9 protein-coding genes and 1 pseudogene are annotated in these 12,095 nt (G+C 72.1%); 5 read left to right on the forward strand and 5 right to left on the reverse strand.

All coding sequences use genetic code 11. From position 1 onward, the window contains the following. The 5 genes and pseudogenes from SPR02S_RS58655 to mtnA form a co-directional block, all read right to left on the reverse strand. A pseudogene (locus SPR02S_RS58655) lies at positions 1-318 on the reverse strand (ComF family protein); the annotation flags it as partial. Positions 319-519: 201 nt separating this feature from the next. Then, entirely contained in the window at positions 520-2,358 is a 1,839-nt protein-coding gene (locus tag SPR02S_RS54180; protein WP_019065404.1) for an LpqB family beta-propeller domain-containing protein, read from the reverse strand. Further along, entirely contained in the window at positions 2,348-4,432 is a 2,085-nt protein-coding gene (mtrB, locus tag SPR02S_RS54185; RefSeq protein ID WP_026151749.1) for an MtrAB system histidine kinase MtrB, read from the reverse strand. Before mtrB ends, SPR02S_RS54180 begins: the two co-directional genes overlap by 11 nt. 1 nt (position 4,433) lies before the next feature. Then, positions 4,434-5,123 (reverse strand): two-component system response regulator MtrA, encoded by a 690-nt coding sequence (gene mtrA / locus SPR02S_RS54190; protein ID WP_187284748.1) that lies wholly within the window; start codon positions 5,121-5,123, stop codon positions 4,434-4,436. A gap of 8 nt (positions 5,124-5,131) precedes the next feature. Continuing rightward, the gene (gene mtnA, locus SPR02S_RS54195; protein WP_019065406.1) at positions 5,132-6,271 is read right to left on the reverse strand and encodes an S-methyl-5-thioribose-1-phosphate isomerase; all 1,140 of its coding nucleotides are present in this window, start codon (positions 6,269-6,271) and stop codon (positions 5,132-5,134) included. Between the two features lie 140 nt (positions 6,272-6,411). On the opposite strand from mtnA, the gene SPR02S_RS54200 reads away from it, so the two are divergent. The 5 genes from SPR02S_RS54200 to SPR02S_RS54220 are packed head-to-tail and all read left to right on the forward strand — an operon-like array spanning position 6,412 to position 12,043. Further along, positions 6,412-7,755, forward strand: a complete 1,344-nt coding sequence (locus SPR02S_RS54200) for a DUF7544 domain-containing protein (protein ID WP_019065407.1) — start codon at positions 6,412-6,414, stop codon at positions 7,753-7,755. Between the two features lie 4 nt (positions 7,756-7,759). Continuing rightward, on the forward strand, positions 7,760-8,554 hold the full coding sequence (locus SPR02S_RS54205; RefSeq protein WP_078623312.1) for a DUF4129 domain-containing protein: 795 nt from the start codon (positions 7,760-7,762) through the stop codon (positions 8,552-8,554). Then, positions 8,551-9,744, forward strand: a complete 1,194-nt coding sequence (locus SPR02S_RS54210; RefSeq protein WP_019065409.1) for a DUF4350 domain-containing protein — start codon at positions 8,551-8,553, stop codon at positions 9,742-9,744. The genes SPR02S_RS54205 and SPR02S_RS54210 overlap by 4 nt, the downstream gene beginning before the upstream one ends. Further along, positions 9,744-10,733: an AAA family ATPase gene (locus tag SPR02S_RS54215; protein ID WP_019065410.1), complete on the forward strand. Its 990-nt coding sequence runs from the start codon at positions 9,744-9,746 to the stop codon at positions 10,731-10,733. Before SPR02S_RS54210 ends, SPR02S_RS54215 begins: the two co-directional genes overlap by 1 nt. After that, positions 10,733-12,043 (forward strand): DUF58 domain-containing protein, encoded by a 1,311-nt coding sequence (locus tag SPR02S_RS54220; RefSeq protein ID WP_019065411.1) that lies wholly within the window; start codon positions 10,733-10,735, stop codon positions 12,041-12,043. The genes SPR02S_RS54215 and SPR02S_RS54220 overlap by 1 nt, the downstream gene beginning before the upstream one ends. The last annotated feature ends 52 nt before the right edge of the window (positions 12,044-12,095 follow it).

Genomic DNA, 12,095 nt, shown 5'->3' on the forward strand with positions numbered 1-12,095 from the left:
AGCCCCGTAAACCCCCACCCCGCACTCCCGAAGCCCCACCCGCACAGCGCCCGCCAGAGCCGCGCCCAGCGGCCCCGCGAGGGCCAGTGCGCCTCGTTCCTTGTGGGCGAGGAGTGCCGCGCGCACCTCGTCCGCGTAAGGAGCCGCCGCGTACGTCGCCGGGAGCCCGGCCGGCTCGGGCATCGGTCGTACCCGGCTCGGTACGGCCCCGGTCAGGACGGCACGGCACTCCGGGCAGAGCACCGTGCGAGGCCTCCCGCAGCCTCCGCACTCGGCCGGCAGCACCAGATCCGTGAGGTCACGCCACCACCCCCGCATGCCCACCACTGTGCCAACGCCCTCGCCGACCGGCCACCCCTGTGGACAACGGCCTGTGGACAACTCCACGCACCCGCCGACAGCCGTCACCCACACGAGTGCAAGGCCACCCCGGAACACACACGAAACGGCCGCCTCCACCGAGCCTCAGCCCGACCGGAGACGGCCGCTTTCAGTCCGCCACCTCAAAACCCCGACACGTCACCCCGGATAAACCGGCGCCGACCCCGTCTTGACCACCTTCTGCCACTGCGCCCCGTTGGGCAGCCGCACGATCCCGTCCTCCGAGTAGGCCACCAGCGGCAGCTTGTCGTTCTCGGACGCGGCGATCTCCTTCACCCCGGTCAGGGCCGCGGGCGCCGGGCCCTCCGGCGTGGAGCCGTCGACCTGGACGTAGCGCATCTGGAGCACGCCCTGCTGCTCACGCCCCACCACCACGAGGCGGCTGTCCCCGGCCCACGACATGGCCGTGATCTCCTCCAAGTCCGGGGTGGCGGAGCGCAGTTCGAGCACCGAGACCACCGGCGTCTCCCCCGCCGCCCCGCTCCGCTGGATCCGCCCGATGAGCAGGGACCGCTTGCCGTTCTTCTCGACGACGAGCGCGATCCGCACCCCGTCGGCGGCCACCCGTACGGACTCGACACGGCCATCCAGCCCCGGCGTCTCCACCGCGATCGGCTCTCCCGCGCCCTCCTGCAACAGGAGCAGCCGGGGCTTCTTCGGGTCCTGGTCGGCCACCCAGAGGTCGCCCTGCGCGTCCCAGCTGGGCGCTGTCAGCCGGTCGGCCTCCGTCTTGCCCTGGCTGGTCAGCACGGGGTCCCCGAGCGAGGCGCCGGACACCAGCGACCCGACGTAGAGCGACTTCCCGTCGAGACTGACCCCGGCCCCGGTCTCCTCGTCGCGCGACACGGCCACGGACCGCAGTTGCTTGACGCCCTCGCCCAGCGCGCCCGGCACCGGCTCGGCCTGCGTGCCGCGGCTGCCGCCGGCGATCCGCACCACGCGGTGCTTGTCGTCGAGGAAGTACAGGTACTCGGGACGGTTGACGGCGCCGTGTGCCCCGACAGTGTCCGCGCTGCTCTCCTTGTAGAGGCACAACTGCGCGCCGTTGGCGGCCTGCAGCTCGACCTCGTCCACTGTGGGCGTCATGGTCTGGAGCGTGTAGAGGATCTGCGTCGCCATCTCGTTGCACCGGGCCAGTCCCACCCGCGAGGCCTTCTGGTTCAACGGGACCGTCAGCTTGTTCGTGTCGTCGGGCGTCAACGAGGTGACGCCCTTCCGCAACGCCGTCCCGGTGGGGAAGCTCGACCGGACCACGGGCCCGAGCCAACTGGTGGGCCCGTTGAGGAGCGACCGCACCATCTGCGTCATGGGGTCCACCCGCCGCCGTACGAACACGGGGTCGGCGACGGCGATCGGCTGCGGGTTCGTAGCGGCCGACGTGTTCGACGCGAAGTAGTACTTGTTGACCGACATGTAGTTGCGCTGAAAGTCCGACTCACCCATGACGACGCCCTGCGGCAGCTCATCGATGCGCCACTGGCCGCTCTTCGCGTCCTTCGTCAGGTGTACGGCCTTGCTGTACTTCCCGTCCGCCGGCGCGTACGCCTGCTGCGAGTCCACCGTGGCGACCCGGTCACCGGTGAGTGTGTACGTGAAGGTGCCGGTGTCCTCCTGGCCGACCGGAGGGCGGACGGCATCGGTGCTCGGCCCGTCGGCGAGCACCGTGGTGGACTGCTCCGGCTGCCAGCCCCGCGCGGCCTTGGCGGACAGGTACAGGCGCGCCGTCTTGTAGGTCGGGTCGTCGCTGGTCAGCGCCTCCAGGAAGCCCTGCACGATCTCCCCCTGCGACGCGTCCTCCCGGGGCGGCATCGCGAAAACCCGCACCTGGGTGTCCTGTCGGGGCGTCGACTCGACCCCCCGGAGATCCCCGCTGTCGGGCATCGAGGCACATCCCGCCAGCACTACGACGCCCATCGCGACGTACGCCGCCGCGCGTGCCGGCTTCCGCCGAGCGCCTCCCGCGCGGTCAGCGCCCACGAGATGCCTCCCCCTGCTTGTTCGAGTCCTCCGGTACGCCGGCCGGGTCCGTGCTGTCCGCGGCCTCGCTCCGGGCCGGCTCCACGGGCGTCCGGTCCTCCTGCCGCCGGGTGCCGCCGGTCGGCCGGGGCACCACGCGCGCGCCGTTGCCGGGCAGCGCCGTCGGGTCCGCCGTTGCGGTCGTGGCGCCCATCCTCGGGGCGATCGGGGTCCGCGCGGGTATCGGCGACCCCTGGTCGCCCATCGGCTGCACCGGGACCGTCGCGCGCTTGTCCCCGCCCCCGCTCGGCAGACCGGCGTCATTAAGTCCACGATTACGGCGGGAGTCCTTGGGCTCCAGGGGTATCGGCGAACCCCGTAGCGGTTCGTCCGCGGTCCGCGGCAGCGTCAGCCGGAACTGCGAACCGCCGCCCGGCTCCCCCCACGCCTGCAGCCAGCCGCCGTGCAGCCGCGCGTCCTCCAGGGCGATGGACAGCCCCAGTCCCGTACCGCCGGTGGTACGCGCGCGTGCCGGGTCGGCCCGCCAGAAGCGGCTGAACACCCGGGTCGCCTCACCGGGCTTGAGCCCCACTCCGTAGTCGCGCACCGCGATGGCGACCGCCCCGCCCGCGGTGGCGAGCTTGACTATGACGTCCTTGCCGTCGCCGTGCTCCACGGCGTTGACGACGAGGTTGCGCAGCACCCGCTCCACCCGCCGGGCATCGGCCTCGGCGACCACGGGCTGCTGGTCGCCGACGACGCGTATCTGCGTGCCCTTGCGCTCGGCGAGCGGCGCGGCGCCGCTGAGCACCCGTCGTACGACCTCTCTGAGGTCTATCGGCTCGGCCTCCAGGGCCGCCGCGCCCGCGTCGAAGCGGCTGATCTCCAGCAGGTCCGCGAGCAGCGTCTCGAACCGGTCCAGCTGGTCGGCGAGCAGTTCGGCCGACCGCGCGGTCATCGGATCGAAGTCCACGCGCGCGTCGTGGATGACATCGGCCGCCATCCGTACGGTCGTCAGCGGCGTCCGCAGCTCGTGCGACACGTCGGAAACGAACCGCCGCTGCATCCGCGACAGGTCCTCCAGCTGCTGGATCTTCAGCTGAAGGTTCTGCGCCATCTTGTTGAAGGCCTCACCGAGCCGCGCGATGTCGTCCTCGCCGGTGACCTTCATCCGCTCCTGGAGGCGCCCGGCGGACAGCCGTTCGGCGATCCCGGCGGCCATCCGCACCGGCGTGACGACCTGCCGCACGACGAGCCAGGCGATGGCCCCCAGGAGTACGACGACGAAAAGCCCGGCCGTGGCAAGGGTTCCCTTGACCAGGCTGAGCGACTTCTCCTCCTGGGTGAGCGGGAAGAGGTAGTACAGCTGGTACGGATCGCCGTTCGGGTCGTTGACCTGTTTGCCCACGACCAGCGCCGGCTGGGAGTCCTTGCCGTTGCTGTAGATGATGCGGGTGTAGCTCTGGGCAGCGGTCGTACGGTCGTTGACCCGCGCGCGCAGGTCCTCGGGCACGCTCGCGGACGGGTCGACGTATCCGGAGCCGCGCGGGCTGCGTCCGCCGCCGCTGTCCATGCCCGCGGGCAGTGTCACCACGTCGAAGGCGCCCTGGCCGCCGCTGGAGAGCGACGACACGAGGTCGCTCATCCACTGGATGACGTTCTGGGAGGAGTTGCCGCCGGTCGCGGAACCGTCGTCGGCGGTCCCGCTGGCCGCCTCGTCGGCCCGCTGCTTGGCCACGGCGAAGCCGCCCGTGGCCTGGCTCTGAGAGGCCTTCACCTTGGCGTCCAGCAGGCCGTTGCGCACCTGCCCGATGACGACGAAGCCCAGCAGCAGGACGACGCCCAGCGACATCAGCAGGGTCGTGACGACGACCTTGAGCTGGATGTTGCGCCGCCACAGCCGCATGACCGGCAGCAGCGGCCGGCGCACCCAGCGCATGAACAGGCGCAGGACCGGGCTGCCCTGGACTCCGCCCTGCAGCAGCCCGCCCTCCAACAGGCGCCCCCAGCGGGAGCCCGCCGCCGTCCGGCCGACAGGCCGCCCCGCGCGGGCCCCGGACCCCCCGGGCGCCGAAGCGGCACTGTCCCTGGACATGTCAGCTCGGTCCCGCCTTGTAACCGACCCCGCGGACGGTCACCACGATCTCCGGCCGCTCCGGGTCCTTCTCGACCTTGGAGCGCAGCCGCTGGACGTGCACGTTCACCAGCCGGGTGTCCGCCGCGTGCCGGTAGCCCCAGACCTGCTCCAGGAGCACCTCACGCGTGAACACCTGCCACGGCTTACGGGCCAGCGCGACCAGCAGGTCGAACTCCAGCGGCGTCAGCGCGATCGACTGCCCGTCCCGCTTCACGGAGTGACCGGCCACATCGATGACCAGATCGCCTATGGCGAGCTGCTCGGGCGCAGGCTCCTCCGACCTCCGCAGCCGCGCCCGGATCCGGGCGACCAGCTCCTTCGGCTTGAACGGCTTCACGATGTAGTCGTCAGCGCCCGACTCCAGGCCCACCACGACATCGACGGTGTCGCTCTTCGCCGTGAGCATCACGATCGGCACCCCGGACTCCGCCCTGATCAGGCGGCACACCTCGATACCGTCCCGTCCGGGCAGCATCAGGTCCAGGAGCACCAGGTCGGGCTTGCTCTCACGGAAAGCGGCCAGCGCCTTGTCGCCGTCGGCTACGAAAGACGGCTCAAAACCTTCACCACGCAACACAATGCCGAGCATCTCGGCCAGTGCGGTGTCGTCATCGACGACAAGGACTCGTCCCTTCATAAACGACATCATCCCATTAACTAAATCGTTACCTGTCGTGACCTGTCACACAGCTCTGCCAGCGCCCCCGCAGTCACGGGCGAAACGGCGCCTTCTTCGGTGACGATCGCCGTCACCAGCTCGGGAGGCGTCACGTCGAACGCCGGGTTGTACGCCTGGGTCCCCAGGGGTGCCACCGGAATCCCGCCTCCCACTCCCGAGACCGTCACTTGGGGTGACGTGATCTCCGTCACTTCGAAGCCGGGGCGCTGCTCCACCTCGATGGACGCCCCGTCCGGCGTGTCCGGATCAATCGTCGTCACCGGCGCCACCACGATGAACGGCACATGGTGGTACCGGGCGAGCACGGCGAGCGGATAGCTCCCCACCTTGTTCGCCACCGAACCGTCGGCGGCGATCCGGTCCGCCCCGATCAGTACCGCGTCCACCTCCCCGGCCGCGAACAATGAGCCCGCCGCGTTGTCCGTGAGCAAGGTGTACGCCATTCCGTTGCGTGCCGCCTCATACGCCGTCAGGCGAGCACCTTGCAGCAACGGACGCGTTTCGTCCACCCACAGCCGCCTCAGCCGCCCGTCCCGGTGCGCCGCGAGCGCCACCGCGAAGGCCGTGCCCTCGCCGCCCGACACCAGCGCCCCGGTGTTGCAGTGGGTCAGAATCCGGTGCCCGCCGCCGGGCAGCAGCTCGTCCAGCAGGGCCAGCCCGTGCGCGGCCATCCGCGCGCTGGCCTCGGCGTCCTCCCGGTGCAACCGCCGCGCCGCCGCCAACGCGGCCCCGGCCGCCTGCTCGGGATCACCTCCCTTGGCCACCGCGTCGCGGTGCGCGGCCTGGGCCCTGCGCACGCCCACGGAAAGGTTCACCGCGGTGGGCCGGGCGCCCGCCAGCGCGAGCGCGGCCTCGTCCACGTCGAAGCCCCGCGCGGCGGCGAGCGCGACGCCGTACGCCCCCGCGATGCCGAGCAGCGGCGCTCCGCGCACCGCCAGCGAGCGGATCGCGTCCACCAGCGCGGACGCGTCCGTGCACACCAGCTCGACCTCCTCGGCCGGCAGTCTCGTCTGGTCGAGAAGGACCAGCACAGGGCCCTCGGGGGGCTCGTCCCAACGAATCGCGGGTATCTCGGTCGACCGGCCGTCCTCGCCGGATTGCGCGTACTGATCAGCCATGCGGTCAGTCTGCCCCGGATCCGGCGGACAATTGAAGGTGCGCAGCCCATACCGCGGCCGGTCACCGCTCGACCACCCCATGGCACGATGGCTGCCAACCTGCCACCGCGCCTGCGGACGGGCACCGTGAAGGAGCGACGATGAACGACACTCCGGGCTGGGCCTCGCCCGGATCCGCCCCGCCCGACGGGCCCGAGCCCGGCGCGTCCGCCGAGGGCTCCGGCCCCGCGGACGAGCCGGGCACAGACCCGTCGGGCCCCGGCCCGCAGTGGTCCAAGGAGCAGCCGCCACCCGCCCAGTGGTCCGCGCCCACCGGCGCTCCCGGCCAGGGCCAGGCACCGCCGCCCCCACCACCGGGCCCTGGCTGGGGCGGCGGCCACCCCGCCGGCCCGGCCGGTCCCGGAGGCCCTGGGGGATACGGCGGCGGCTACGGCGGGCCCGGCGGCAACGGCGCTCCCGGCGGCTGGGGAACCGGCTGGGGCGGTCCCCCGCCCGCGGCCAAGCCCGGTGTGATCCCGCTCCGCCCGCTCGGCGTGGGCGAGATCCTCGACGGCGCCGTCTCCACCATGCGCACCTACTGGCGCACGGTCCTGGGCGTCTCGCTCGCCATCGCGGTCGTCATGCAGACCGTCGTCGTCCTCGTCCAGGGCTTCGCCTTCAGCGACCTCTCCAGCACCAACGCCCTCGACGACCCGAACGCCAGCGCCTCCGAAGTGACCCGCGCCATGAGCGAGGCCTTCCTCAGCACCGGCGTCGTCTACCTGGTCGTCCTCATCGGCACCGTCGTCGCCACCGCCCTGCTCACCGCGGTCACCAGCCGTGCCGTGCTCGGCAAGCCGGTCACCGCCGGAGAGGCCTGGCGCGACGCCCGGCCCCAGGTGCTCAAGCTGTTCGGCCTGATCTGCCTGCTGGTCCTCATGGCCCTCGTCCTCATCGGCGTCCCCACCGTGCCCGGCATCATCGTGGCCGTCACGGGTTCGCAGGACGGAGGCATCGCGCTCGCCGTCTTCGGTGGCCTCGTCGGCTGCGTCGTCACCCTCTGGCTGGCGATCCGCTTCTCCCTGGCCTCGCCCGCGCTGATGCTGGAGAAGCAGGGCATCATCAAGTCGATGAGCCGCTCCGCGAAGCTGGTGCGCGGCTCCTGGTGGCGGATCTTCGGCATCCAGCTGCTCGCCCAGATCATCGCGAGCATCCTGTCGTCCATCCTCGTCATCCCGTTCGCCTTCATCGCCGGACTGTTCAGCGGCGACGGCCTCAGCGGCCTCGTCGACGGCACCGGCGACCTCGGCTGGACGTTCCTCATCATCAGCGGCCTCGGCTCGGTGATCGGCCGCATGATCGCGTTCCCGATCACGGCGGGCGTCACCGTGCTCCTGTACATCGACCAGCGCATCCGCCGCGAGGCCCTCGACCTCGACCTGGCTCGTGCCGCCGGCGTCCAGGACTACGGCACCGCCGCCCACGGCCCCACCCCCGGGAGCTGATGCGGTGAGCCTGGCGGGGGGAGTTCTGACAGCGGTACCAGCGGTACCAGCGGCACTGCCGCGCGCCGCCGAATCGGCCGTAGGGGCACTGTTGCGCGCCCACGGCTCAGCCGTACGGTCGTCGTTCCTCGCGGGCGACGAGCCGCCGGTGACGATCCCGCGCGACCCCGCGCGGGAGGCGGCCCGGCGTGAACTGTCCAAGCAGATGTACCACGAGAACGACCCCAGCCTGGTGCAGCGGGCCCTGGACGCCATCTGGAACTGGATCGACAAGCTGTTCAACAGCGCATCGGAAGCGGCACCCGGCGGCACGCTCGGCCTGGTCGTCGTCATCCTGGCCGTCCTCGCGGTCGGGGCCGCCCTGTGGTGGCGCCTCGGCACCCCACGCCGCCAACCCGTCTCCGCCGCCGCCCTGTTCGAGGACGGCCCCCGCAGCGCCGCCGAACACCGCGCGGCCGCCGAGGCACACGCCGCCCAGGGACACTGGAACCCCGCCGTGCAGGAACGCATGCGTGCCATCGTCCGCGCCCTGGAGGAACGGGCCCTGCTCGATGCCCGCCCGGGCCGCACAGCCGACGAAGCCGTCGCCGAAGCCGGCCGCGCACTGCCCTCGCACACGGCCGAACTCCGCGCCGCCGCAGCCCACTTCGACGACGTGACATACGGCGGACGCGGCGCGAGCGAGCAGTCGTACCGCCGCATCGCCGAGCTCGACCGCGACCTTGAGCGCACCAGGCCCGTCCTCACGAGCAGCGCCCACAGCACGGCCCACCAGACCAGCCAGGGGGCCGCCGAATGACCGCGGAGGCCACGCTTCCCACCACCTCGGCCTCGCCGACCGCCCGCCAGGTGTGGACCCGCGCGCGGGGCATCCTCCTCGCGCTCGTGATCCTCCTGGCGGCCGCCGTGGCGATCGCCGCGATCCGCTCCGACGCCCGGCACGGCGACCTCGACCCGCGCTCCGCCGACCCCTACGGCAGCCGCGCCGTCGCCGAACTCCTCGGCGACCGGGGCGTGTCCACGCGCGTGGTCACCACCCTGGCCCAGGCCCGCGCCGCGGCCGGCCCGGACACCACCCTCCTGGTCGCCGTCCCCGACCTGCTGACCGACAGTCAACAGTCCGGCCTGCACGCGGCGTTCACCGACTCCGGCAGCCGTACGGTCCTCGTCGCCCCCGGCCCCCCGTCCCTGAACCGGCTCGCCCCCGAGGTCACCGCGGACCCCGGACCCGCCCTCACCTCGGCGCTCTCCCCCGACTGCTCCCTGCCCGCCGCCCAGCGCGCGGGTGACGCGGAAACCGGCGACTACAGGTACAAGACCACCGCCACCGACGCCGACGAGTGCTACCCCAGCGACGGCATGCCGACCCTGCTCCGGCTCCCGGACGCGTCCGGGGTCGGCGACACCGTCGTCATCGGCTCGCCCGACATCCTCTTCAACAAGCGTCTCGACAAGCAGGGCAACGCCTCGCTCGCCCTTCAACTCCTCGGCTCGCGCCCCCATCTGGTCTGGTACCTCCCCTCGCTGTCCGACACCTCGGCCACCGACTCCGGCAGCCAGAGCTTCTTCGACCTGCTCCCCTCGGGCTGGCTCTGGGGCACCCTGCAACTGTTCATCGCAGCAGCCCTGGCCGCCCTGTGGCGGGCACGCCGACTCGGCCCCCTGGTGCCCGAAAAGCTCCCCGTGGCGATCCGCGCCTCCGAAACCGTCGAAGGCCGCGCCCGCCTCTACCGCAAGGCCAACGCCCGCGACCGCGCGGCCAACGCCCTGCGCGCCACCACCCGCACTCGCCTCGCCCCCCTCGTAGGCGTCCCCGTCTCCCAGGCCCACGCGCCCGAAGCCCTGCTCCCCGCGCTCTCCGCCCACCTCCACGGCGACGGACAGACCCTGCACGCCCTCCTCTTCGGCCCGCCGCCCAGCGACGACGCGGCCCTCATCGCACTTGCCGACCAACTCGACGCCCTCGAAAGAGAGGTACGCCGTTCATGATGGACCCGACCACTGACAACGCCGGGTACACGGGGGACGCGGGCACCGCCCGGGCCTCCCTCGAATCCCTGCGAGCCGAGATCGCCAAAGCCGTGGTCGGCCAGGACCCCGCCGTGACCGGCCTCGTCGTCGCCCTCCTCTGCCGCGGACACGTTCTCCTAGAAGGAGTCCCTGGAGTCGCCAAAACGTTGCTCGTCCGCGCCCTCGCATCCGCGCTCGAACTCGACACCAAGCGCATCCAGTTCACCCCGGACCTGATGCCGAGCGACGTCACCGGCTCCCTGGTCTACGACACGCGCTCCGCCGAGTTCCGCTTCCAGCCCGGCCCGGTCTTCACCAACCTGCTCCTCGCGGACGAGATCAACCGCACCCCTCCGAAGACCCAGTCGTCCCTGCTGGAGGCCATGGAGGAACGCCAGGTCACGGTCGACGGCACCCCGCGCCCGCTCCCCGACCCGTTCCTGGTCGCCGCGACGCAGAACCCCGTCGAGTACGAGGGCACGTACCCCCTCCCCGAGGCCCAACTCGACCGCTTCCTCCTCAAACTGACGATCCCTCTCCCCTCCCGCCAGGACGAGATCGACGTCCTCACCCGGCACTCCGAAGGCTTCAACCCGCGCGACCTGCACGCCGCCGGTCTGCGCCCCGTAGCCGGCCCGGCCGACCTCGAAGCAGCCCGCGCGGCCGTCGCCAAGACGACGATCTCTCCCGAAATCACCGCCTACGTAGTCGACATCTGCCGCGCCACCCGCGAATCGCCGTCCCTCACCCTCGGCGTGTCCCCGCGCGGCGCCACCGCCCTACTGGCCACCTCGCGCGCGTGGGCCTGGCTCACGGGCCGCGACTACGTCATCCCCGACGACGTGAAGGCCCTGGCACTCCCCACCCTCCGCCACCGCGTACAACTGCGCCCCGAGGCCGAGATGGAGGGCGTGACGGCGGACTCCGTCATCAACGCGATCCTCGCCCACGTCCCGGTCCCCCGCTGATGGCCCTCACCGGACGCGCCGCCCTCCTCGCAGCCCTGGGCTCCCTCCCCGTAGGCATCTGGGAACCCAGCTGGACAGGCATCCTGGCCGTCAACGCCCCCCTGGCAGTTGCCTGCGCCTGCGACTTCGCGCTGGCCGCCCCGGTACGCCGCCTGAGCCTTACCCGCTCGGGCGACACCTCCGTACGCCTGGGCGAATCCGCCGACGTCACCCTCACGGTCACCAACCCGTCCCGCCGCCCGCTACGAGCCCGCATCCGCGACGCCTGGCCCCCCAGCAGCTGGCTCCCCGGCAGAGAATTCGCCGCGTCCCGCCACCGCCTGACGGTCCCACCCGGCGAACGCCGCCGCCTCACCACCCGCCTACGCCCCACCCGCCGCGGCGACCGCCACGCAGACCGCGTCACGATCCGTTCCTACGGCCCCCTAGGCCTCCTCACCCGCCAGGGCACCCACGCGGTCCCCTGGGCGGTACGCGTCCTGCCCCCGTTCACCAGCCGCAAGCACCTCCCGTCGAAGCTCGCCCGCCTGCGCGAACTCGACGGCCGCACCAGCGTGCTGACCCGCGGCGAGGGCACGGAGTTCGACAGCCTGCGCGAATACGTCCCCGGCGACGACACCCGCTCCATCGACTGGCGCGCCACCGCCCGCCAGACCACGGTCGCGGTACGCACCTGGCGCCCCGAACGCGACCGCCACATCCTCCTGGTCCTCGACACCGGCCGCACATCGGCGGGCCGCGTCGGCGACGCCCCCCGCCTCGACGCCTCCATGGACGCCGCCCTGCTCCTGGCAGCCCTGGCGTCCCGCGCCGGCGACCGCGTGGACCTCCTCGCCTACGACCGCCGGGTCCGCGCCCTCGTCCAGGGCCGCACGGCACGCGACGTACTCCCGTCGCTGGTCAACGCGATGGCGACCCTCGAACCGGAACTCGTCGAAACAGACGCCCGAGGCCTGGCGGCCACCGCGATCCGCACAGCCCCCCGCCGCTCCCTGATCGTCCTGCTGACAAGTCTCGACGCAGCCCCCGTCGAAGAGGGCCTGATCCCCGTCCTCGCCCAACTCACCCAGCGCCATACGGTTCTGGTGGCATCCGTGGCAGACCCCCACGTCGCCCAGATGGCCACGGCCCGTGGAAACACGGAGGCAGTCTACGAGGCAGCGGCCGCGGCACGTGCCCAAACCGAACGCGACCGCACCGCGGAAAAACTCAGCCGAGCCGGCGTCACCATCGTCGACGCGACTCCGGACGACCTTGCACCGGCGCTGGCGGACGCATATCTGGCCCTCAAGGGTGCGGGACGCCTGTAATAAGGAGGCCTGCTTGAGAAAGCAGAGCTTTTTACAGGACCCCTAAACGCAG

The sequence above is a fragment of the Streptomyces prunicolor NBRC 13075 genome (assembly GCF_000367365.1).
Lineage (GTDB): Bacteria > Actinomycetota > Actinomycetes > Streptomycetales > Streptomycetaceae > Streptomyces > Streptomyces prunicolor.